The organism is Jezberella montanilacus (assembly GCF_003003055.1).
Lineage (GTDB): Bacteria > Pseudomonadota > Gammaproteobacteria > Burkholderiales > Burkholderiaceae_B > Zwartia > Zwartia montanilacus.
Map to the genome: position 1 here is coordinate 1 of NZ_PVTV01000002.1, position 23,020 is coordinate 23,020.

At 51.1% G+C, this 23,020-nt stretch carries 17 protein-coding genes; 14 read left to right on the forward strand and 3 right to left on the reverse strand.

Translation table 11 applies throughout. The features are described from left to right. Nucleotides 1-538: 538 nt before the first annotated feature. The 13 genes from BCM14_RS00490 (at nucleotide 539) to BCM14_RS00545 (ending at nucleotide 18,920) form a co-directional block, all read left to right on the forward strand. Nucleotides 539-811, forward strand: a complete 273-nt coding sequence (locus BCM14_RS00490) for a hypothetical protein (protein ID WP_106226047.1) — start codon at nucleotides 539-541, stop codon at nucleotides 809-811. Beyond that, nucleotides 804-2,696, forward strand: coding sequence for a type IV secretion system DNA-binding domain-containing protein (locus BCM14_RS00495; protein ID WP_106226048.1), 1,893 nt, complete (start codon nucleotides 804-806; stop codon nucleotides 2,694-2,696). Before BCM14_RS00490 ends, BCM14_RS00495 begins: the two co-directional genes overlap by 8 nt. Next, nucleotides 2,683-3,588: an ArdC family protein gene (locus tag BCM14_RS00500; protein ID WP_106226049.1), complete on the forward strand. Its 906-nt coding sequence runs from the start codon at nucleotides 2,683-2,685 to the stop codon at nucleotides 3,586-3,588. Before BCM14_RS00495 ends, BCM14_RS00500 begins: the two co-directional genes overlap by 14 nt. Next, nucleotides 3,588-6,026 carry a MobF family relaxase gene (gene mobF, locus BCM14_RS00505; protein ID WP_106226050.1) on the forward strand — a complete coding sequence of 813 codons (2,439 nt, stop codon included), beginning with the start codon at nucleotides 3,588-3,590 and terminating at the stop codon, nucleotides 6,024-6,026. Before BCM14_RS00500 ends, mobF begins: the two co-directional genes overlap by 1 nt. Before the next feature lie 320 nt (nucleotides 6,027-6,346). Continuing rightward, nucleotides 6,347-6,481 carry a hypothetical protein gene (locus BCM14_RS15195; RefSeq protein WP_259673320.1) on the forward strand — a complete coding sequence of 45 codons (135 nt, stop codon included), beginning with the start codon at nucleotides 6,347-6,349 and terminating at the stop codon, nucleotides 6,479-6,481. 145 nt (nucleotides 6,482-6,626) lie between these two features. Continuing rightward, complete coding sequence (locus BCM14_RS00510) at nucleotides 6,627-7,820, forward strand: MBL fold metallo-hydrolase (protein ID WP_106226051.1); 1,194 nt, start codon at nucleotides 6,627-6,629, stop codon at nucleotides 7,818-7,820. A gap of 310 nt (nucleotides 7,821-8,130) precedes the next feature. Next, nucleotides 8,131-8,532 carry an IS66-like element accessory protein TnpA gene (tnpA, locus tag BCM14_RS00515; RefSeq protein WP_259673321.1) on the forward strand — a complete coding sequence of 134 codons (402 nt, stop codon included), beginning with the start codon at nucleotides 8,131-8,133 and terminating at the stop codon, nucleotides 8,530-8,532. Between the two features lie 187 nt (nucleotides 8,533-8,719). Then, the gene (locus BCM14_RS00520) at nucleotides 8,720-9,106 is read left to right on the forward strand and encodes a helix-turn-helix domain-containing protein (RefSeq protein ID WP_106226053.1); all 387 of its coding nucleotides are present in this window, start codon (nucleotides 8,720-8,722) and stop codon (nucleotides 9,104-9,106) included. 45 nt (nucleotides 9,107-9,151) lie between these two features. Beyond that, nucleotides 9,152-10,126 carry an AAA family ATPase gene (locus BCM14_RS00525; RefSeq protein WP_106226054.1) on the forward strand — a complete coding sequence of 325 codons (975 nt, stop codon included), beginning with the start codon at nucleotides 9,152-9,154 and terminating at the stop codon, nucleotides 10,124-10,126. Between the two features lie 27 nt (nucleotides 10,127-10,153). Next, nucleotides 10,154-12,748, forward strand: a complete 2,595-nt coding sequence (locus tag BCM14_RS00530) for a S8 family peptidase (protein WP_106226055.1) — start codon at nucleotides 10,154-10,156, stop codon at nucleotides 12,746-12,748. A gap of 70 nt (nucleotides 12,749-12,818) precedes the next feature. Then, a complete protein-coding gene (locus tag BCM14_RS00535) occupies nucleotides 12,819-15,620 on the forward strand; it encodes a class I SAM-dependent DNA methyltransferase (protein WP_106226056.1) in 2,802 nt (933 codons plus the stop codon). Beyond that, nucleotides 15,617-17,737, forward strand: a complete 2,121-nt coding sequence (locus BCM14_RS00540) for a DEAD/DEAH box helicase (protein WP_106226057.1) — start codon at nucleotides 15,617-15,619, stop codon at nucleotides 17,735-17,737. Before BCM14_RS00535 ends, BCM14_RS00540 begins: the two co-directional genes overlap by 4 nt. Beyond that, nucleotides 17,730-18,920, forward strand: a complete 1,191-nt coding sequence (locus BCM14_RS00545; protein ID WP_106226058.1) for a GIY-YIG nuclease family protein — start codon at nucleotides 17,730-17,732, stop codon at nucleotides 18,918-18,920. The genes BCM14_RS00540 and BCM14_RS00545 overlap by 8 nt, the downstream gene beginning before the upstream one ends. A 41-nt stretch (nucleotides 18,921-18,961) precedes the next feature. On the opposite strand, the gene BCM14_RS15130 is transcribed toward BCM14_RS00545, so the two are convergent. Further along, nucleotides 18,962-19,261, reverse strand: coding sequence for a hypothetical protein (locus tag BCM14_RS15130; protein ID WP_146129707.1), 300 nt, complete (start codon nucleotides 19,259-19,261; stop codon nucleotides 18,962-18,964). Between the two features lie 220 nt (nucleotides 19,262-19,481). Next, a complete protein-coding gene (locus BCM14_RS00555; RefSeq protein WP_106226060.1) occupies nucleotides 19,482-19,811 on the reverse strand; it encodes a hypothetical protein in 330 nt (109 codons plus the stop codon). A 355-nt stretch (nucleotides 19,812-20,166) separates the two neighbouring features. Between BCM14_RS00555 and BCM14_RS15205 the strand changes: the two genes are divergently transcribed. Continuing rightward, nucleotides 20,167-20,754 carry a helix-turn-helix domain-containing protein gene (locus BCM14_RS15205; RefSeq protein ID WP_259673322.1) on the forward strand — a complete coding sequence of 196 codons (588 nt, stop codon included), beginning with the start codon at nucleotides 20,167-20,169 and terminating at the stop codon, nucleotides 20,752-20,754. A gap of 1,280 nt (nucleotides 20,755-22,034) precedes the next feature. Here the strand turns inward: BCM14_RS15205 and BCM14_RS00570 are convergent. Beyond that, on the reverse strand, nucleotides 22,035-22,742 hold the full coding sequence (locus tag BCM14_RS00570) for a class II glutamine amidotransferase (protein ID WP_259673323.1): 708 nt from the start codon (nucleotides 22,740-22,742) through the stop codon (nucleotides 22,035-22,037). Between the last annotated feature and the right edge of the window lie 278 nt (nucleotides 22,743-23,020).

A 23,020-nucleotide genomic window follows, 5' to 3' on the forward strand; every position in this document is an offset into this window, starting at 1 on the left:
TCGTCCGTAAATCGTGCTTTCTTCATCACTGCTCCTTGCTGTCAAGGAGCCATTGTCTCTAATTTCGCGTGGTCTGAAAATCCCAGGGCAGGTCAGCCTCAGGCTGACGAACGTCGAAATTAGCGTGATTAGTTTCAAGCGGCAGCAACCGAAATGTTTATGCCCACACCTGACGCCCAAACTGGCAACGTCAGGTGCATATCTTGCACCTAGTAACCTCTAGCAGCCTTATGCAACCTAGCGAGTACGCTGTCTACAAATTAGAACCGCGGGCTCCTTCATAATTTGGTGTGAAGCATTTGCAATCGATTGAACACGCTGTAAACATGAGATTTAGAAGATCGTAAACACGTTTGTGTTGCGAGTGAGATACACCGTATACAAAAAATAAAAATAAATTTTTTAGAGAAAATATTACCTGTGAGTTTCTTTATATTTCTTAAGTGTCACCAAGTACTTTGATGATACCGGAACGTGCTATTCCCTAATTGGAGGTCCATCACTAACATTGATTTGTCACCCACAAAGGAGCAAATCTATGATTGATAAAACCGTTGCAAAGACATTTCGATTCTCCGTTGGCCTCTACTCATTACTAGCGTCAGAGTCAGAAAGACTAAAGACCTCAGAGGCTGATGTCGTTCGTCTTTCCCTTCGAAATTATTTTGATGATCGACAAAAAGATGACCAGCTGATGGTACTTGAGCAGCGCATAATCCAGCGATTAGATGCACAGTCCAGTCAGATAGTCTCGATGTTGCAGCAAGTGCTAGCACTTGCTCAGCCTCACGACGGAGACAATCATGCATAAAGGAGAAAAAAGATTGCCTGGCGATCTTGGCTTTGGTCTGATACTGGGTTGTTTAACATCAGTAATTATTTTTGTGGGCTTGTCGTGGCTGCTGTGGCAGATACCATTTCCATTCAAAATGGGAAATTATCTAGACCATTTGCTTGGATGGCTCTCGATGGAAATCAACTCGCTGATCCCCTTGATTTTCAAGGACAGAGGGCACGGATACCTTTTTTATCTTGCGCAGTTACGAGATCCAGTCCAACCTTGGATGTTAGTTAGCAGATTCTACGTGGCATTAGCAGCTGCTGGTCTGTTCGGTATTCTCGTCGGCTATATCGGTTCACGAGGGCAACTCACTGAGAGGCATATCGCGGGGCGTCAATTGCACGAAGGCCAGGCTGCTCTAAGGTTCATGGCAAGACGAGCAAAAATTCTAGCCGAAGCATCGGAACCTGGATTGCGACTCCATCCAAGTTTTAACTGGCAGTTATCCATCGACCGGGAGACCCGCCACACTTTGGTTTGGGGATCTCCGGGAGGCGGCAAAACCCAAATATTGATTCCGTGGATCCGAGCAGCGCGGGCACGCGGCGATAAGTTGATTATTTTTGATAACAAAGGTGACTTCACTTCGTGGCTTCCAGACCCTTTTATTCTTGTCGCACCCTGGGATAGTCGCTCAGTAGTTTGGGACGTAGCCAAGGATTGTAGAAATCAACAGGATGCACGTGAGTTGGCCGCTAGGCTTATCGCTGATGGCCACGATCCGCTGTGGCATATGTCTGCCCGGCAGATTCTGACCGCAGTCATCATTCGGTTGCAACGTGAGCAACCTGGTGTTTGGACATGGGCATCGCTGTATTCAAAAGCCTGCGGTTCGCAGGATGAGTTGATGCAGACTGTAAAACTATACATGCCCGAGGCGCGACACTTATTCGAGTCCCCAGGAAAAACGACTCAATCAGTGCTCATCAATCTTGGTTCGAATTTGAGTATGGTTGGAACACTTGCAGCAGCATGGGGCGCAGCGGAACCCAAGAAAATGTTCTCATTTTCTAATTGGCTGATGACCGAGTCACCGAAACGTCGAACGATTGTGCTACAAGGGTCTGGGCGCTATATTGAACTTGCTCGGGCGTACCTTCAATCGGTGCTGACGTTGGTGTCTTCACGAATAAACTCGCCGCAGTTCCCCGATAGTAATAAGCGTCGCTTATGGTTTTTTCTCGATGAATTTCCTCAGCTTGGCTTAATCAAAGATTTCTCGCCTCTGCTAGAAATAGGTAGATCGAAAGGCGTCAGAGTTGTCATTGGTGCCCAGGACACAGAACAGATTAAAAATCTATACGGTGAACATACCGCAGACAGCTGGACCAGTATGGTCGGTACCCAAATCGTTGTACGGGTGAATCCTGGCTCAACAGCAAACATACTTGCAAAAGAGATAATCGGTACTCGCACTGTTGATCGCGTCATTGTTCATAAAGGTAAGGTTGAACCACCTCAGCGGGAATATCCACTGGTCATTGAGCCCGCTCAGCTTGGAGAGGACTTAGGTCCAACAAAAAATGGTGTTCGAGCGCTAGTGCTAGGCTTTAATGACGTAGCTATGTTGGATTGGCCTTTCAGTGAGATCCCGAAATTACGGCCATCGTCAGTGCCTGCATCATGGTTGCTGAATTCAAATAATTCAGAACGGCCAAGCAGCGAGAATCAAGATCCGCGTGGAAAGATTGATGAACCGCAAGTAAAGAATCTCAAGCCGCATCTAAAGCTGCGGCTTGCATCTTCGAGTGAGCTATCAAAAATGGCTGCTACTGGAACGACGCTTAACATTGCCGCAGAGGATTTATCCGATTTTTCTGACACTGCGAAAGGGGGCACTCATGAACCCCGTTGATTATCGCAAGCAGCTCACAGACCGAATAATCGAGCAACTTGAATCTGGCGTGGCTCCAAGGATTAAGCCATGGGATGAAAACGTCCAAATACTCGGTCGAGTCCATAACGCGATTACAGGTCGACCATACACAGGCGGAAATAGTCTCTGGTTGCAGTGCCATGGCTATGCTGACCCACGGTGGTGCACCTATAAGCAGGCACAAGCTGCGGGCTGGCAAGTAAAAAAGGGACAGAAGGCGGCCGTCGTTGAGTATTGGAAATGGGAGGAAACCGCAAAGGAAGAGGCAGGTCAAGTTATTCGTGACCGTCTGACTATTCCGAAGGTTTTTTACGTACATATATTTAACGCTCAACAAATTGAAGGAATGCCCGAGGTCGTTCCCATTCAGCCTAATTGGGTTCCAGAGGATCAAGCCGAGCGAATTCTTATTGGTTCCGGTGCAAGTATTTATCATGACCAAGAGGCGCGAGCGTTCTATTCTCCGACGTCCGATGACATTCATTTGCCACCCCGTTCGATATTTTCTGATGCTACAAAATATTACGCGACTGCATTACATGAACTGGGACACTGGACCGGTCATGAAAGTAGACTAGGTCGCGAAATAAGTAATCGGTTTGGAACAGAGGACTACGCGCGTGAAGAGCTTCGCGCTGAGCTTGCCAGTTTCTTTGTGGCATCGCGGCTAGGTATCCCCAATGATCCGATAAATCATGCTGCGTACATCGGCAGTTGGATCAAAGTACTGCAGCAAGACCATAATGAAATATTTCGCGCGGCCGGAGATGCGGAGAAAATCACTGAGTTCGTTTTGCAGTTTCAGCATGAAAAGTCGAACCAGATTCAGTCTGAGTCTGAAGCGACGTTTGAACCAGAGGCAGCGCTGTAATGTTGAGCCTAAAAGCAATAGGCGCGGCAAACTCTGACGTGGCCGCGTATTATGAGCAACTCGCACAAGATGACTATTACCAAGTTGGTCTTGAGCCCGCTGGCCAGTGGTTCGGCGAGCTTGCTAAAGACTTACTCCTATTTGGCGACGTTCAAAAGGGTCAGCTCCGAGCAATGTTTCAAGGGTTTCATCCTCTGACAAACGAGCCGTTAGCCAGCAATGCCGGCGCTCAGCATAAGGCGGGCTGGGATTTAACCTTTTCTGCACCCAAAAGCGTAAGTGTGCTTTGGGCAGTGGCGGACGTTGAAAAGCGTGAATTGTTCGCGGTTGCGCATGATGAGGCAGTGCGTTCGGCGATGGTCTATTTGCAAAGTAGGGCATTCTCAAGTCGCGACAGGCTGGGTGCCTCTAGCGTTGATAGATTGTTGGCAGCAGTATTTCAGCACGGCAGTAGTCGAGAGCTAGATCCTCAGTTGCACAGCCATGTGCTGGCCGCAAATTTGGCCGCACGTGGGGATGGGACGTTTTCAGCAATCGATTTTGATTCACGCTACAAAATGGCAGCTGGAGCGATTTACCGAGCGGAGCTTGCTTCGCGGTTAAAGCAGGCCGGTTATCAGATAGAGCGCGAGCAAAAGTCATTTCGAGTGACTGGTGTCGATCAGTCGGTGTGTGATAATTTTTCAAAACGGCGTAATCAGATCCTACAAAGCATGCAGGCCACGGGATATATCGGAGCTAAGGCTGCAAGCATTGCCGCCTTGGCGACTCGCGAAGCGAAAGTAGCCGTTGCGAGAGCTGGCTTGCATGAGGCTTGGCGTGAAGAGGCATCTGAGCTCGGGTTTGTCGGAGTATCGGTCACCGAGCAAAACACGTTGGGTAAGTCAGAGCCTAACGACAAGGTAGATATCGATAGCGTCCTTCGTACGCTGACTGAGAGCTCTTCAACATTTACGATCATGCAACTCGAAGCCGCGCTTGCGATTGAGGCGCAGGGCCGACTTGGTGCAGCTCAGGTAGAAAAATTGATTGAGGACACCCTAATAAGTCGAGTCGCTGACCCGAGCAAAGTCGGGTTGATCGAGCTTCGGGATGGTAAGGAACAACGGCGTACGACAACACGGTATACGACAAGAGAAATGCGGGACTTGGAGACTAGCCTGGTGGCCCAAGCAGCCTCACGTCAAACCGAAACCGAACATTCAGTGGACTGCGCTCAGGCTATAGCTGCATTTCCAACCTTAAGTGACGAACAACGGTTTGCCTTGAAGCACATTACCGAGTGTGTTGGTGCCGTCAAAGTTGTCCAGGGTATGGCGGGAACCGGAAAGTCCTATCTCTTGAGGGCTGCCAAGGATTGCTGGGAGCGGGCAGGCTATTCGGTTCTTGGAGCAGCGCTTGCCGGTAAGGCAGCTGATTCTCTTGAACAAGGCAGCGGCATCCCTAGCCAGACGCTGCATAGTCTTTTGCTACAACTTGATAAAGGGCAGAGAAAGTTAAACAGTTCGGATGTGGTGGTGTTAGATGAATCAGGGATGATAGGTAGTCGGCAGATGGAGCGACTGCTTTCACATGTTCATGAAGCTAGAGCTAAAGCGGTGCTAGTGGGTGACTACATGCAACTTCAGCCAATCGATGCAGGGACAATATTCAGGGCTTTAGCTGAACGCTTAGGGAGCGTTAAATTAGAACAAATACGTAGGCAGGAGAAGTCAGCAGATCGTCAGATGATTCACGACGTCATTTCGGGAAGAACTAGCGAGGTTCTTACCGGCTTGCACGAACGTGGTCTGTTGCAGATACATTCAAAGAATGACCTATTCAATAAGATGATTGCGATGTGGGATGAGCTGAGAGACATCGCTAACCCATCTGAAACTATGATGCTCGCTGGAACACGCGCGGAGGTCTATCAGTTGAATCAATTGGCGCGGAATCGTCTGAAGGAGCAAAACGCCTTGCGCTCCGAAATAACCGTCAATACAGAAGCTGGAGAGCGTCAATTCGCGATCGGCGATAGAGTGGTTTTCACGAGAAATAACAAAGCAATCGCCGTAAAAAATGGTCAAACTGGCAGCCTAACTGGTTGGCAAATTAGTGCGCGAGGCGATATTCAATTTACGGTTCAGACTGATTCCGGCAGGCAGGTTAGTTTTTCGTCAGGCAAATACAACCATCTTGATCATGGATATGCGTTATCCGTGCATAAGGCACAGGGTCAGACGTTAGATAATGCTCTGATTATGTTGTCGGAATCGATGAGCGACCGGGAATGGGCTTATGTTGCTGCTAGCCGTCACAGACAGGAACTGCGTGTTTTCGCAGATCGTGATCAATCGGATCTGCTCAGCCTTATGCTTAGTCGTTCTCGCCCAAAAGACGTTACGCTGGATTACGTTCATCTTGACCAAGGATCGGATTTGGAGATGGATCGTTAGTTAGAGTTAGCAGCATTTATATGTAATGCATTCTTTAGTCTCAGAAATATCGCCAAACGATTGATCAGAGACCATTCGGCCTGACGCACGTTGATCCTCTCGGATTAGCCATATGAGGCAAGTGCTTATGCATAGGGTGATTGACAGGTTTTATGCCAAACTACTAACTGATGCAATTTCTGAAGTTAGATGGGCATTTGCTGAAGTAACCTTGCCTAGTGAGGGGCAATTAAAATCAACTGCATTAATGCACCGAAACCCAATGTTATGGAGTAGTCCGGGTACTGTTATAAAGTGAAAAAATCGGAGCGTTGAAAGAAATGAAGGATGTACTGATTGTAGGATCAGTAACCGAGAAAATAAAAATCGAAGATAGTGTCATGATTAGCCAAAGTTCCCAAACCGCGCTTGAGTCGCATATCGAAATCACACCTGAATGGACAGCTATCGCGTAGGCCATTCGACTAAACTTGATCGATAGTTTCGATTAGACATGAGTTTCCTAGAACCGAAGCATAAAACTGCCAGACCTAGTTTCTTGTTAGATCATCTGATTTTGTAATGATTCAGTAGATAAAGAGTAGGGGATGTTAATTGGATATGAATTTCATACATAGACGCCAACAATGGTCGGTCGGCCACGGTTTCTTTCACACAGCCACTATTGATATTGAGAGGTATTTATATCGTTACATATACGATTGTGGTGCTCAGCAAGGACGGGTAATAGAGCGCGAAATTGATCGATATGAAAAGAATGTAGACTTGGAGGGGAGTGGGAAGGAAATAGACATGTTAGTTATTTCACACTTCCATGCTGATCATATAAAGGGTATTCCAGAATTATTAAAGCGATTCAAAATAAAACATTTGGTAATTCCCTATTTGTCCGAAGAGGCAAAATCTTTAGTGTTGGCATACCTTGCAGCAATTGGTGTAGAGGAGTGGATTGTTTTTTCGAGTCTGATTCTCACCCCTGAGGTTTGGCTAACCGATCTAGGATCCGATGCGCAACTTGTGCAAATTTCTGCTGAAAACGGCAATAGCTCGGATGAAGCTAGTATTCCACGTGCTGGAAATGGCCTATCAATTGGCATCGGAATCTCCAATCAGAGCACACCTAGTGCTATTTTTTTAGATGGTGTACCAATATGGCGATTTAAATTCCATGTAGAGGATAATTCACAGTATGTCGCAGCGATAGTTAAAGAGATTGCAACCGAACTGGCATTGAATGAGGCGCAGTTGAAGGCATGTTTACGAGATAACAAATGGATTAATGCCAATTGGGAAACTTTGAAAAAATGCTTTACTTCAATAGGAACTGCAAAACAAAATGCTACTAATCTTTCTATGTTCTCAGGACCTATTAAAGACATATATGTTGCACGCGCTACCTTCCAGCCCAATGAGAGGAATTTAGGCTGCCGGTGCTGTATGAGGGACGGAATAGGATGGTTAGGCACAGGTGATGCAAACTTGAAAACTTCAAAAGCATATACAGCTTTCGAGTCAAGTTTTAATAACTACTTGTCACAGATCGATACAGTCACAATTCCACATCATGGATCAAAGCATGATTACAACGCGAAAATTGGTGATTTGTGTATTCGGTATGTAATTACTTCAAATCACTTGATCGACCCCAAGGATAAACATCCGGCGAGCGAGGTATTGGTGAATCTGAGGTCAAAGGGCGCTGCTATAGACATAGTGACCGATGACCCAAGCACCACGCAATTTGACAGTTTTTTTGGTTTCTTAAATTGTAAAAACTACGTAACGGTCCGGTGAATACCGTACGCTACCCCTGTGTTTAGTTTATGCTGGTGAAGCAATTTTTATCAAAGCCACTGTAGTTATTAGCATTGGCAATAGAGCAACACATGGCAAATCTGCTATCTAGCCTATAGTCTCTGATATTACGCGCAGCGACTTATTAATCTTTCTGAGCGCAAACTGGTGGACTGTTTGACACGATTGGGCTACGACATTGAAATAAAGCTTCGTTCGAACAAAGGTAACGGTCCGGTCAGTACCGCCTAGAAATCTCTCTCAAATCTAGTCACCATAGCGTCCATTAAGTTCTTAATGGACACTTGAGATGATAGAAAAATCTATGCCTGCCTTAGGTTTGGACTGGATCGAGCCACTTAAACCTGTTCGCAAAAATCGCTCAGTTGAAGAAAAACGAAAAATCGTTTTTGAGTCATTATCTTCTGAAGCTTCGATTGCGGCGGTCGCTCGCGCCCATAACATCAACTCAAATTTACTACATACTTGGCGCTGGCAATACCGTCGGGGTGAACTTGGCGAAAAAAGTGCTAACCCAAGTTTCGTGCCCGTTCAAATTGCAGCGCAGCCTGCTCCTATTAGCGCGCCTATACTCGGGGCGCACTTAGAGATTATTGTTGGCCCGGCAAAGGTCTTGGTTCACGGCACAGTGCCGGTTGAAACCCTCAGTGCGGTGCTCAGAGCATTGCATGTTCGCTTATTTTTAGGTTGACACCTATTCTGGCGAGATCATCGGAGAATGGCTAGTGCGTTGTTGACCGGACGCTTACACCAAATGCGCTTTCAGTTCCCAATTTTGGGTGGTTGTCAATAGACTGAATCAGCAACGGCAATTTACCTTGCAATTCCAATATCCATATAGGTATAATTTGCCATTGATTCATGGAGTAAATGCAGCCATGCCGAATCGTCGCCAAGTTAAGGAAGGTGGGCCTAAAAATACCCCGAATGCGCCCCGTGATCTCGTGCCCTTGTCATCTTTGGGACATGTGGGAAGTGGTCAATTGCTCAATGAGTTCTCTGATACAAGTCACGATGGATCGGTCAAAGCAACACTGGCATCCAGGCTCAACGCATTACTTGATGAGAGTGGGCTAAGTCAAAGTGCAGCGGCGCAGTTGCTAGGGATGCCTCAGCCTAAAGTTTCAGCGATCAGAAACTACAAGCTTCGCGGGATTTCATTGGAGCGCCTGATGCAGGCTCTCCTTGCGTTAAATCAGCAAGTCGAGATCGTCGTGAAGCCAGGTCGAAAAGCTGGTCATTGTTCAATTCGGGTTGCGGCCTGAGAAAGTACAGGGATACATGAATTTATTGTTGCGAGAGGTGGACATATGTCACGAGCTGACCTCATAGTTAGTCTCGTCAAAGCGGGGAGTCAGGGCGATCAGCAACTGTTGCGCACGACCGTGGAAGCGATGGCGGCGGAAGAGCGTGCCAAGCATCATCACCAGCTTGCTGACAAGCTTGAAGAAAATCTGCAGGCTGCTAACGGGCGACCACGCGCACCGGAGGTTGTACGTTCATTTGACGGCGGTCATGGCGGCTTACTGTATGAAGTGGAGCCACGCCGTGCCCTCGAAGCATTGTTTCTGGAAAGCTCGACACTTGAGGCATGCCGCGAACTGGTGGAAGAGCAGCATCGCAAGGACATCCTGCGTTCTTATGGCTTGGAGCCAAGGAATCGTGTGTTGCTTTCTGGTCCTCCTGGCAATGGTAAGACTTCGCTCGCCGAAGCGATCGCTGCGCAGTTGCTCGTGCCACTCTTTGTCGTGCGTTATGAAGCGGTTATTGGCAGTTTCTTGGGTGAAACCAGTGGCCGATTGAAGCGTTTGTTTGACTTTGTTCGGACGCACCAATGCGTGCTGTTTTTCGACGAGTTCGACACGCTTGGCAAGGAACGCGGCGATGTCCACGAAACCGGGGAAATCAAGCGTGTTGTCAGTTCGCTCCTGCTTCAGATCGACGCTTTGCCTAGTCATGTCGTGGTCGTGACCGCCACCAATCATGCTGAATTGCTTGACCGCGCTGTTTGGCGGCGGTTTCAGTTGCGGCTCTCGTTGCCTGCGCCGACTCTCGCGCAGAAAGAAGAATGGTTCACGCGATTTCAGGCTCGCCTGGATGCCCCGCTCGGCTTCTCCCCGAAAACCTTGGCTGCAAAGATTCAAGCTTCCAGTTTTTCAGACTTGGAGCAGTTTTGTGAGGACATCCAGCGTCGCTACGTTTTGGCTCTTCCTGATTCGAATCTGAAGCGCATCGTGACGGCACGACTCAAGCAATGGCAAGCGCGATTTACCATCAACCAATAACAAACAATAACAAGGGATGGTCAACGGATGGCAACAGGAAATTTCCCACTTCTATTTTTTCCCGAACCGACACCCGCTGATCGAAACCTCCTCCCCGGCGGAGGAGGCAAGGTGCATATTCCTGATATTGCACGCCAGCGTTCTCGCATCGCCCCACAGCTCACCGTGCTGCAACAGGCTTTCGATGCACAACGCCTAAAGCTGCAACAGACGGCGCCGATGGAGAACCCAGAACTGATCCTGGTTCTGGAAGTTGCGGGCACGGTGGAGGACTTCGCCAAGGCCGTTGCGAAGATACCTGGACTGGAATGGCTCGTTGAATGGGCTGAGGACCAAATTACGCCGGACAACGATTTTTTCATCCAAGGCAAGGAAGACAAGGCTTTTTCGGGACGCCTGTTCTTGCTTGCGAGCAATCAGGCGGCGCTCACGCAGTTGCTGTCGCTTTGGACCCGTTACCAGAATGACCCTGCCGCGCAGTTCGATCGAGGACTGAATAAGTTTCGCAACATGTTTGGACAGTTGCGCAATATTCGCCATTGGAGCGTAGCGGACCGTATTGATCAAGATGTTCGCCAGTATTGGCAGAACTGTATCGACGATGGCTTGCAGGTTATCCGGTTTGAGATCGAGGCGTGGTGCTTCGTCTCACAGCAGAAGAATGACGCGGCCCGTTCGGAAATCGAGACTCTGGTCCAAAGTCTTGGCGGGCAGATTCTGCGTCGTGCGCTGATTGGCGAGATCGCCTACCACGGGTTTCTTGTGGAGTTGCCTGCGCAAGCCGTTACCCGTGTCATGGCTGGCGAGACGCCTGAGTTGGTGTTGTCCGACCGAATCATGTTCTTCCGGCCCAAAGCGCAATCAATAACGGATGGCGTGAACGAGGCAGATGTATTTCCGCAAGCTGTGGCGGCTGGAGTCTCAGAGCTGCCGCCGGTCGTAGCACTGCTCGACGGGTTGCCTTTGCAGAATCATGCGCAGCTACAAGGGCGGCTGCTGGTGGATGACCCAGATGGCTGGGAAGGAAACTACGCGGCCAAGGACCGGGTTCACGGCACTGCCATGGCCTCTCTGATTTTGCACGGCGAATTGGACGGTGCCGCCGAACCTCTGCAACGTCGCCTCTATGTGCGCCCCGTCCTGCGTCCTGATTCCAATGACAACTTCAACGCGCGCCGGCGCGAACACACGCCGGACGATGTATTGCTGATCGACTTGATTCACCGAGCAGTCAAACGCATTTGCGTGGGAGAAGGTCAGGAGCCTGCAGTAGCTCCGTCGGTGCGTGTCATCAACTTGTCGATCGGCGACGAAGCTCGCTTGTTTGAACGCCAGATGTCACCGTGGGCGCGCCTGCTGGACTGGCTTTCGTTCCGGTATTCCGTGCTGTTCATTGTTAGTGCGGGTAACGACATGCGGCCACTGAGTCTGGATACGCCGAGTCATACTTTGGAAGGACTGACAGCCGAACAGCGATCAGCATTGGCATTCACTGCGATGACCACCGAGCATGCAGAGCGGCGTCTGCTGGCGCCTGCGGAGGCACTGAATGTGCTGACTGTCGGTGCCTTGCACGCCGACCAGGCAAATCCGCCCGTGGTGCCAGGCCGCTACGACCTCTTCCAGGCCGGTGGGCTCAGCCCGCTGTCGCGGGTTGGGCATGGTTTCCGTCGAGCCATCAAACCGGACATCCTGATGCCGGGAGGGCGTGTGCTTTATCGCGCAAGGATGCAGGCCAATCCCGCCGCAAGTGTGCTGGATGCCGTAACGGCAGGAGTGGCACCAGGCCATCGCGTTGCGGTACCTCCGCTACAAGGTGAAACACTGGCCGCAACCGCGTACACGCGGGGCACCAGCAACGCCGCTGCGCTTGCCAGTCGAGCTGCCGTGCAAGCCTATGACATGCTCGAATCGCTGCGTGCCGAGGCGGAGGACGCGCCGGGAAGCGTATACGACGCGGTGCTGCTCAAAGCATTGTTGGTTCATGGCGCGCAATGGGGCGACTGGCCGGAACGGCTGCTGGCGGAACATCCCGAGTTCGAGTCCATCCATGGCGTCGCGAGGCATGCGGCCCAGAAGGACTTGGTGACGCGATGGCTAGGGTACGGTCCCGTTGATGTCGAGCGGGCGATTAGCTGTGCGGCCGAGCGCGCAACGTTGCTTGGTGTAGGAGAGTTGGGTGCGGATGAGGCCTTTGTGTTTTCTGCACCGCTGCCACCGACATTGGCCGGCAAGATTGCGTGGCGTCGTTTAACGGTGACATTGGCATGGATGTCACCAATCAACTGTACACATCAGGGCTATCGCCGCGCCAAACTCTGGATAACGCCGCCGCAAGACCAGCTTCGAATCAAGCGAATGAACAGTGTGCATGACAAGGCCGCACTACGCGGCTCTGTACAGCACGAAATTCTTGAGGGTGAGGATGCAGTTGCATTTGTCGATGGCAACCGGTTCGAGTGCAAGGTTAATTGTGCGGCTGACGCCGGTGACCTTACGGGAAAAATTCGGTTTGCAGTTTGTGTTTCTCTTGAGGTGGGAATCGGATCAGGTATTCCGGTGTACCAGGAGATTCGCGACAGAATTAGGCCGCCGGTCATCATTCAACCTGCTGCGGGGTAGAAGTGCAACGAAGAAGAATAAATATGTGTGACGCAATGAAAGCAATGATGCCACGTAGGCAAGATACCCCATGAATGCAGTAGAAATCGAAGCAGCCATATCGGAACTAGCTTTGCAGCCCTTCGACGCGGCAGAGTTCCCATTCGCGTTCCTGGCCGCTTTCGGTAATAAGGACACGGCCCTCAGTCGCCTGCGTGCAGGCAACAACAACACCTCGGATGTGTCTGGTGGCGTGCTCCAGCGGAACAACATCCATATCGCCGTGTGCGATGTCGGCACCGTAGGCGAAACCCTCAAGGCATTGCGCACCAGCCCGGCCACTACAAAAGCCAAGGCCAAATTTATCCTCGCCACTGACGGGCAGACGCTTGAGGCCGAAGACCTGACTGGCGGCGAAACCAAGACCTGCGACTATCCGGACTTCCCCAACCACTTCGGCTTCTTCCTGCCGCTGGCCGGTATCTCCACCATCAAGGAGATCAAGGACAACCCCATCGACGTGCGCGCGACCGGGCGCATGAACAAGCTGTACGTCGAATTGCTGCGCGAAAACCCGGACTGGGCCACGAACGAGCGTCGCCACGACATGAACCATTTCATGGCGCGCTTGATTTTCTGTTTTTTTGCCGATGGTACCGATATCTTCAACGGCACCGGCCTGTTCATCCAGACCGTAGAGCAGATGGGTGAGCGCGATGGCTCCAATACCCATGCTGTGTTGGAAACTATCTTCCGCGCCATGAATATCAAGATTGCCGAGCGCGCCAATGCCCAACCTCGTTTGCCGAACTGGGCCAATGGCTTCCCCTATGTGAATGGTGGCCTGTTCTCCGGCAGTACCGACGTGCCACGCTTCACGCGCATGGCGCGCACCTACCTGCTGCACGCGGGCGGACTGAAATGGAGAGAGATCAACCCGGACATCTTCGGCAGCATGATCCAGGCTGTGGCCGACGACGAAGAGCGCGGTGCCTTGGGCATGCACTACACCAGCGTGCCAAACATCCTGAAAGTGTTGAGCCCCTTGTTCCTGGATGAGCTGCGCGCGCAGTTGACCGAAGCCGGTGATAACGAGCGCAAGCTATTGAATCTGCGCAAACGCATGGCGCGTATCCGCGTGTTCGATCCGGCTTGCGGTTCCGGCAACTTCCTAGTGATCGCCTACAAACAGATGCGCGAGATCGAGGCGGAAATCAACCGCCGCAGGGGAGAACTCCATCTGGGCAGCGAGATTCCGTTAACCAACTTTCGGGGTATTGAGTTGCGCGATTTTCCGGCTGAGATTGCGCGCCTGGCGCTCATCATTGCCGAGTTCCAATGCGATGTGCTGTATCGCGGGCAGAAGGATGCTCTGGCGGAGTTTTTGCCGCTGGATGCACAGAACTGGATTGTTTGTGGGAATGCGCTGCGGCTGGATTGGTTAAGCATCTGCCCGCCCACAGGCACGGGCGTAAAACTGGTGGCTGATGATTTGTTTAGCGCACCGCTCAATCAGACAAAAATCGACTTCGAGAACGAAGGTGGAGAGACGTATATTTGTGGCAATCCGCCGTATCTTGGCTCCACTTGGCAGACTGATGAACAGAAGGCTGACTTGGAGGCCATTTTCACCACGCGTACCAAGAACTGGAAATCTCTTGATTATGTGGCGGGTTGGTTCATGAAGGCCGCAGACTACGGAACTAAGACCAAAGCCGCCGCCGCGTTTGTGTCCACCAATTCAATTTGCCAAGGGCAGCAAGTGCCCATTCTCTGGCCATTGGTCTTTGCTACGGGGCACGAGATTGCCTTTGCCTATACTTCCTTCAAGTGGACGAATCTTGCCAGCCACAACGCTGGTGTGACCGTGATCATTGTTGGTATTGCCAGCTTTGCGCAGAGAAATCGAAAACTGTTCTCGGTATCTGAAGACGGGAATGTCAACGCCAAAGAAGTTGACAATATCAATGCCTACTTGGTGGCGGGGAAGCAAGTGGTCGTTGAGAAGTCAGCAAAGCCCCTCACGAGTATTTCTGAAATGATGTTCGGTAGTAAGCCAGTAGATGGCGGACATCTATTATTTTCACAAGATGAGCTGGAATCGCTTGGGCTAAGCCAGCAAGACAAAGAGCGATTTATCCGTCCGATAGTTGGGTCCGAAGAATTCATCGGCGGGAAGCAGCGTTTTTGTATCTGGATAGAGGATGAAGACGCAGCTTATGCCCACGCACATCCTGTCATTGGACCGCGCCTGCAGATGGTCCGTTCAATGAGGTTGAGCAGCACCAAACTTGCGACGCAGCGGGGCGCAGAATGGTCGCATCGGTTCGACGAGCGACGCCAAACGGGCGATGAGACAGTGGTGATTGTCCCGAGCGTTTCCTCTGAGTCACGCGATTACCTTCCAGTTGGGTATATGCCCAAGGGGACGATCATTAGTAACCTGGCATTCGCCCTCTACGACGCCCCGCTCTGGAACATGGCTCTTATTGCTTCCCGACTGCATTTGATTTGGATTGGCACTGTCTGCGGCAAACTCGAAACGCGTTATCGCTATTCCAACACCATTGGATGGAATACTTTCCCAGTGCCGCTACTCACCGAGCAGAACAGGGATGACCTTACCACATGCGCCGAGGACATCCTGCTGGCGCGCGACGCGCATTTTCCTGCCACCATTGCCGATTTGTACAACCCGGTCAATATGCCAGACAACCTGCGCCGCGCGCACGAACGTAACGATGAAGTGCTGGAGCGCATCTACATCGGCCGCCGCTTCAAGAACGATACCGAGCGATTGGAAAAACTGTTTGAGCTTTATACGAAGATGACGTCTGCAACAGGCAAGGCAAAGCCTGCAATAAAAGCAACAAGGGAGAAGAAAGCATCATGAGCGAGCAAGTCAGCAACCCGACCAACGCTTACACCGTTCCATCGGTGTCCATCGCCACGGCGCGCACGGGCGCTTCTAGCAAAGCCAACGCGCTGGGGATGCGCGCGATGCAGGAGCGCGCTTATGCCAAGCGTGGCGAACAGTATCTGCTGATCAAATCGCCACCGGCATCAGGCAAATCTCGTGCGCTGATGTTCATCGCGCTGGACAAGCTCAACAACCAGGGCCTGCAGCAGGCCATTGTCGTAGTGCCTGAGCGATCCATTGGCGGCAGCTTTGCTGATGAACCCCTGAGTCAGCAGGGATTCTATTGGGATTGGCAGGTGGCGCCACAGTGGAACCTGTGCAACGCGCCTGGTGTGGACGAGCCGCGCGTGGCGAAGTCCAAGGTAGATGCCGTGCGCAAGTTCCTTGAAAGCACTGACAAGGTGCTAGTCTGCACCCATGCTACCTTTCGCTTTGCGGTGGAAGAGTTGGGTGTCCAAGCGTTCGATAACCGCCTGATCGCCATTGACGAGTTCCACCACGTCTCCAGCAACCCGGACAACAAGCTGGGTAGTCAGTTGGGCGCGTTCATCGTCCGTGACAAGGTGCATCTGGTGGCCATGACCGGCTCCTATTTCCGTGGCGACAGTGAGGCAGTTTTGGGTCCGGCGGATGAGTCCAGATTCGAGACGATCACTTACACCTACTACGAGCAGCTCAACGGCTATCGTTGGCTCAAGTCACTGGACATCGGCTACTTCTTCTACACAGGCCCTTACGTTAATGCCATCGCCAAGGTCTTGGACCCGGCACTGAAAACCATCGTCCATATTCCCAATGTGAATGCCCGTGAAAGCCTCAAAGACAAGGAGCGCGAGGTGAATGAAATCATGCACGGTTTGGGTGAATGGAAAGGTGTCGACCCGGCCACCGGCTTCCATCTGGTGCAGGCCCATGATGGACGTACTCTGAAAGTAGCGGACTTGGTGGACGACAGCGATCCAGCCAGACGCTCCAAAGTGCTCACTGCGTTGAAAGACCCGACGCAGAAGAACAATCGCGACAGTGTGGATGTGATCATTGCGCTTGGCATGGCGAAGGAAGGCTTTGACTGGATTTGGTGCGAACATGCATTGACTATTGGCTACCGCAGCAGCCTGACTGAAATCGTGCAGATCATTGGCCGCGCCACTCGTGATGCTGAGGGCAAGGAGCGATCGCGCTTCACTAACCTGATCGCAGAACCTGCGGCCGAACAATCCGCCGTAGCCGAAGCTGTTAACGACATGCTCAAAGCCATTTCTGCCAGCCTGCTGATGGAACAGGTACTGGCCCCGCGCTATGAGTTCACCCCCAAAAACGCTGGCCCGAAGGAAGGCTTCAATTACGGCGAGGATGGCTACAAGGAGGGTGGACACAACATCGGTGTAAATCAGGAAACAGGCCAGTATCACGTGGAGATCAATGGGCTGACAACTCCACAAAGCTCGGAAGCTACGCGCATCTGCAAGGAAGATTTGAACGAAGTCGTCACCAGTTTCTTGCAGGACAAGACTGTGCTGGAGCGCGGCCTGTTCGACAAGGAAAACACCCTGCCCGAAGAGATAACCCAGCTACGCATGGGCAAGATAGTGCGGGAGCGTTACCCGGACTTGAGCGAGACCGACCAGGAGGCTATCCGACAACACGCCGTCGCCGCCATGAACATCACCCAGCAGGCCAAATTGGCGTTGGCCCAGGCCGATGCCAACGGGAGCGGCACGGCGCAGGGCAATACGGCGTTGCTGGATGGGGTGCGAAAATTCGTCAATGTGCGTGACCTGGACATTGACCTGATCGACCGCATCAATCCCTTCGATGCCGCCTATGCGGTGCTGGCGAAAGCAATGGATGAGAAATCGCTGCGCCAAGTTCAGGCCAGCATTGCCGCCAAGAAGGTGAGCATTCCTGAAGATGAAGCCCGTGAGCTGGCCAAACGCGCCTTGCAGTTCAAGAATGAGCGTGGCCGCCTGCCAGATATCAACTCTGCCGATGCATGGGAAAAACGCATGGCCGAAGGCGTGGCGTCTCTGGCCCGTTACCGTGCGCAGGTCAAGGCAACGCAGGTGCAAGGAGAGTCCGGCAATGGCTGATATGAATGATGACGAGTTGCTGGATGCTCTGGGGGTAGAAGTCACCCCACTCAAGGCCTCCAGCCGCACCCCGCGTGAGGAACGAATCATTGCGGGTTTTGAGGATATTCTGCGATTCCATCAGGCCCATGGCCGCGCCCCGCTGCATGGCGAGGAACGTGACATCTTCGAGCGCCTGTGTGCCGTGCGTCTGGATCAACTACGCAAGTTGCCGGAAGCGAAAACCCTGCTGGCTGGGCTGGATAGTCCTGGCCTCTTGGCTGGTGTGGCAACCACCTCGGCAAATGTGGATGACTTGGACGAAGACGCCTTGCTAGCCGAACTGGGTATTGGCCATGAACCCGCCGACCAAAACGACATCACCGTGCTACGCCATGTACGTTCCAGCACTGAAAAGCGTGCGGCGGAGGAAATCGCAGACCGTACATCATGTGCGGATTTTGACAAGTTCGAATCGCTGTTTGAGCAGGTGGAGCGGGAGCTGAAGTCTGGCATTCGAATAACGTTGCGCTTCGGACGCGACACAAGCATTGCCAATGGAAACTACTTCATCGTCGGCGGGCAGCTCGCCTATGTCGCTGAAACCGGCGAAACCATCAAGGCTCCGAATGGCGAAAGTGATGCGCGTCTACGCGTCATTTACGCCAACGGTACTGAAAGTAATTTGCTACGGCGCTCGCTACAGCGGGCGCTCTATAAGGACGACACTGGCCGCCGCCTGACCGACCCGGACATGGGGCCACTGTTTGGCGATGCGCCGGAGCCTGATGATATTGAAACCGGAACCATCTATGTGCTGCGCAGCCTGTCCAATCATCCATTCATCGCCGAGCACCGTGAACTGATCCACAAGATCGGCGTAACCGGCGGCAAGGTGGAGACTCGCATCACAGGCGCTGAAAAAGATGCCACTTATTTGCTGGCCGACGTGGAGGTGGTTGCCACCTACAAGCTGCACAACTTGAACCGCACGAGGCTGGAAAACATCTTCCACCGCTTATTCGGCGCAGCGCAGCTCGACTTGACCATCGAAGACCGCTTTGGACATCCGGTCAAGCCGAGGGAATGGTTCCTGGTGCCACTCCATGTGATTGACGAAGCGGTTCTGCGTATTCGGGGTGGATCGATTACCGAGGTGGTCTATAACCCGACGACGGCACGGCTGGTAGATCCCAAGACATGAAGTCATCACGCTAGGTTCCAATAGGCGAACCTGTCGCGCATTCACTCGGTGTACACCCCTTTGGCTTCGTTGGCATATAGCTGGTAGAACCGTTCAGCCCTAGACGGTGCCTCGGGAAAGAAGCCGTCATCATCTTCATGCGATAGCAGGTAGTCGTGAAGGTAAGCGACGCTCTGTCGGGCGACCCGCAATCTGGGGATTTGCATTATTTCGTCGAGATCGAGGTGTGCGACAAACTTGTCGCGGTATGTCCGCATATCATTGATGTAGGCCTCAAACTGATCCTCGGTTAACCGTAGCGTTCTAAGCATGTCGTTTAAGAACGCGTTTTGGTCTGTCACAACCTTCCGCCAGTGATGTTTGCCCCGGCCATCCGCGAATAGTTTGCACCATTCAAGGACGCAATGGTCCAAAAAGTTACCGTTCGCAGTTACCCAGAATTGGCTCTTGCGGCGAGCTACACGGTTTCGCCAGCCTGCTTTATAAAAAGCCAAATTTCTGAGAAAGTGGCAACACAAAATCAACGCCCGCCGAACCCGTTCTCTGCGCGTCATAACGAACTTATCGGGTCGTAGCAATGGTGCTTGTCATGGCGGCATCCAAATCAGCAAGACTAAATATCTCAAGTTGAGCAGCCGGACTGCGTTGCTCAACGGGGGTGAGCGCCAAGCCGACGTTATTGATTGCAAGGGTAAAAAACCGGACCCCAAAGGCTCCGATCGCACTTGCCAGCATAGACAATTCCCATGCATCAGGTCGAATGTCACCGTGCACTAGATCATCAATCGCGCGACTAATCACCGTGACTGCCCATTCCCGTTTCTGGACATCGTCAAGAACTATCCAAGCTCCGTCAATTGGGCACCCATCAAAGATTGCGCGCCCATCCATGTTTTTCTCCCTTTGAAAACCACGGTATGACATTGCACCCTAACGCTGGGGTTTGGGTTCAATTGTTGGGTGAATTGCCATGGCTCTTGTGGATGCCCGTTGGTTTAAGTCATTGCACGTGGAACAAACTGTAACCAACCGATGACCGATCATCGCTGAACGGGTAAACGTATCCTAAGTTAACTGGGATTATAAGTAGAGTTTTCTCACCTACGCCTCTACGCACTAGATAAATTCTTATATAAATTTCTTCAATACACCCAATGGGTGTATTTATTTCTGTACAATCGAAAGAGCGTAATGTGCACGCAAGACTTCTTCCCCCGCAGGCTGAGGATTTTGACGGAAAAAAATTATGGGCGAACACTATAGACTATCTGCCGCATCTGACCAAATTAAACAAATAGTGAGCGATTATTTTTCGGGTGAAGCGCACTATGAAGCTGTCGATGCCATTAGTGCGCAGGCAGCGGCGTTAGCTTATAACGATGGTGAGCAAACATTCATGAAGGCAGTTAATAACTATCTCGCAAGCATCGGGCGTGCAGAAGAGTTGTCAGCAGAAGAGTTCGCACGCAGGTTTGTCCCCAATGACAGCATTTTTGGCTTTGATGAAGGAAAATTTAAGGGCAAAATTTTCTCGGTGGATTATGCAAACGACAAATTTTTCGTTGGCACACCCGATGAATATGGGGATCACTGCTGGCTGGAACTCATAAAGGATATCCCAGCGCTAGTTGATGACATGCTGGAGTCTCCGGAACCTGAGGACGTCGCAGCCGCTCGTGCTGTATCTGGTCTCACTCAGACTGAAGCAGCTCGAGTGATTCACTCGACGCTCAGAGCTTGGCAGAACTGGGAGGGTGGGCACCGATCAATGCACCCGGGCCTTTTTGAGCTGTTTAAAATCAAAACTGGTCAGTTAGATATTGACGCCGGATGAAAATTGACCTTCAAAGGGGGTGCGGCCATGAAGTTTGAAGTCCGCCCAACCTTCTGAGGTCAGCCTTTTAATATTTGCAGCAATCACTCAGCCTTATGTACATAGCTATGCTTGTAAGTTAGCAAGCCTACCCAGCCTAAGGTATCCCGTAAATAAGTGATACTTGCAACTTACAATCTTAGCTAATTTGACAGGTGCAAAGTGCGTATGTTGGCAATAGTCAAGATTAGAGAGCAAAGTGCAGCGCCGACACGTGGGAACATTTATCGCCCGCTGGAGAGAATGATGTTTCAAGTTCTCTCTCTAATTTTTGCTAGTTTCTTTTCTTCTATAGTCTTTGGGCAATTGCAATTTCCGGTGTTGCCAGCGCCAGTGCCGACCTTTTCTGCAGAGGATAAGGACTGGAGTGTTGAACCCTCAACAACTCTTAAAAGAGGATCGGCCCGTGCACTTACTCCGAAATCCATTCCTGGCGCTCGGGTGATCAAGACAACGTAACTCAAAGCTCTTTTGGAAAGGAATAATCAGGTAATAGTCGTCGATGTCCTTTATTCATCAAGTAGAAGAACGGTTCCCGATGCTTTCTGGATGTTTGGTGCAGGTGATAGAAGATTTTATGGTGTAGAGAAAAGCAGATTTTCATCTGCCATGAACCAACTTACGGGTGGAGATAAAAAACTTCCGATCGTTTTTGTGTGCAAAAGCGCTGAGTGCTGGTTATCCTATAACGCCTCGTTGTACGGCTCTTGAAGCCGGGTACACAGATGTTATTTGGTACCGTGGACGCTCAGACGCTTGGAGGTGCGAATCTCGACTTGAAAACACAAGAAAGCGTTAGTTGGTAACGGATTGACTAGACACCTAGTTCGGGCACCAGCTTGAGGTGGTAAATTTACTAGCTGAAAGTGACAGGGTGTCTTCAAGACAACACAATCTCGCTTACGTATTGTGTATCGTTAGTGTCTGATTTGAGCTAAGATAGAGACCCGATTGCGTGACGTGTTTCCTTCACACGGCAGGGGTCACAAGTTCGAAACTTGTACCGCCCACCAAAAATTGCTTTTCAATCAGGCCTAATCGACAACGCAAAGTGTCCCGTCCAAATCGATATAGGTTTTGGGGACGCAGTCACACCAGCGCCTGAGTTAGCCATATACCCGGTCATTTTGCGAGACACACCCTTAGATCAAAAGATTCTGTCGAAGGCTGTTGTCGCAACCTTAACGAATCGTAGAACGAAAATGCCTAATAATTTCCCCGTGGGACTGAGTTTTCTTGAGCTAGATAGAGATTTCGAAATGCTCTAAACCACGCTCGGTCCAATGAACGCCATTACGCTCTTCGACTTTGAACCAATGTGCAGCGTCTGAGTCTGATGGTTCGGATGCAATGGTTGTGATTGCGTGCAATTGGTTTTCACCGGCACGTGTATGCGGAGAGCCATAATACATACTGGGCGACTGGTCGTCACTTGAAAATCTAAAAGCCCACATTTCTCGGCCGTTGGTCAAGGCACAAGAGATTCGCATCGGTTCATCTGCATTGTGTCGCTCCATGATTTTGGTCACATCTCGCAGAGTTGATTGCAATGCCCTGATCGGGTCATGGATTAAGCCCTTGCTAAGTGCAACTAAAAACAAGGCTTCACTGTCAGTGGTGCCTTCCCTGTGTGGATAGTGCACATGGTCAATGAGATCTTCTACACTTTTTCTGCAGTCATGCCAATTGCCAATCTTGCCGTTGTGCATGAAGGTCCAGTTTTGCCAAATAAACGGATGGCAATTACTTCTGTTAATCGCAGTGCCAGTGGTAGCGCGGACATGAGCGAAAAATAATCTTGTTCGAATATGGGCTGCAAGCGAGCGAAGATTGGCATCGTTCCAAGCTGGCAGTACATCTTTAAATAGTCCAGGTGTTGTGCGTTGGGTGTACCAGGCAACGCCAAAGCCATCGTCATTTGTGACCCATGCAGATTGGGTTGCAGCCAAGCTTTGGCTCACAATGGAATGCTCTTGATGGAAGATCAAGTCTTCAAGGTAAATTTCTGGACCGGCGTCAGTTGGGCCTAAGCGCCCTTGGGCCCAATGCGGCTGCGCGTCTTGCAGCGGTCACCAGGCCTTAAGCCTGTTAGCCGAAGCAGTAGCTAAAAGCCAAGCAGCGCTTCACAGAATAATGCGACTGGCACGACGATTGTGACAGTGAGCAAAACAGATACTGAAGCGCGACCGACTTGTTTTAAAAGCTGAGTCATGATGAATATCCTCGA

What these genes read in the sequence shown, in the direction of transcription:
- BCM14_RS00490 (WP_106226047.1), top strand. Translation starts at nt 539, where the DNA reads ATGATTGATAAAACCGTTGCAAAGACATTTCGATTCTCCGTTGGCCTC.
- BCM14_RS00495 (WP_106226048.1), top strand. Translation starts at nt 804, where the DNA reads ATGCATAAAGGAGAAAAAAGATTGCCTGGCGATCTTGGCTTTGGTCTG.
- BCM14_RS00500 (WP_106226049.1), top strand. Translation starts at nt 2,683, where the DNA reads ATGAACCCCGTTGATTATCGCAAGCAGCTCACAGACCGAATAATCGAG.
- mobF (WP_106226050.1), top strand. Translation starts at nt 3,588, where the DNA reads ATGTTGAGCCTAAAAGCAATAGGCGCGGCAAACTCTGACGTGGCCGCG.
- BCM14_RS15195 (WP_259673320.1), top strand. Translation starts at nt 6,347, where the DNA reads ATGAAGGATGTACTGATTGTAGGATCAGTAACCGAGAAAATAAAAATC.
- BCM14_RS00510 (WP_106226051.1), top strand. Translation starts at nt 6,627, where the DNA reads ATGAATTTCATACATAGACGCCAACAATGGTCGGTCGGCCACGGTTTC.
- tnpA (WP_259673321.1), top strand. Translation starts at nt 8,131, where the DNA reads ATGATAGAAAAATCTATGCCTGCCTTAGGTTTGGACTGGATCGAGCCA.
- BCM14_RS00520 (WP_106226053.1), top strand. Translation starts at nt 8,720, where the DNA reads ATGCCGAATCGTCGCCAAGTTAAGGAAGGTGGGCCTAAAAATACCCCG.
- BCM14_RS00525 (WP_106226054.1), top strand. Translation starts at nt 9,152, where the DNA reads ATGTCACGAGCTGACCTCATAGTTAGTCTCGTCAAAGCGGGGAGTCAG.
- BCM14_RS00530 (WP_106226055.1), top strand. Translation starts at nt 10,154, where the DNA reads ATGGCAACAGGAAATTTCCCACTTCTATTTTTTCCCGAACCGACACCC.
- BCM14_RS00535 (WP_106226056.1), top strand. Translation starts at nt 12,819, where the DNA reads ATGAATGCAGTAGAAATCGAAGCAGCCATATCGGAACTAGCTTTGCAG.
- BCM14_RS00540 (WP_106226057.1), top strand. Translation starts at nt 15,617, where the DNA reads ATGAGCGAGCAAGTCAGCAACCCGACCAACGCTTACACCGTTCCATCG.
- BCM14_RS00545 (WP_106226058.1), top strand. Translation starts at nt 17,730, where the DNA reads ATGGCTGATATGAATGATGACGAGTTGCTGGATGCTCTGGGGGTAGAA.
- BCM14_RS00555 (WP_106226060.1), bottom strand. Translation starts at nt 19,811, where the DNA reads ATGGATGGGCGCGCAATCTTTGATGGGTGCCCAATTGACGGAGCTTGG.
- BCM14_RS15205 (WP_259673322.1), top strand. Translation starts at nt 20,167, where the DNA reads ATGGGCGAACACTATAGACTATCTGCCGCATCTGACCAAATTAAACAA.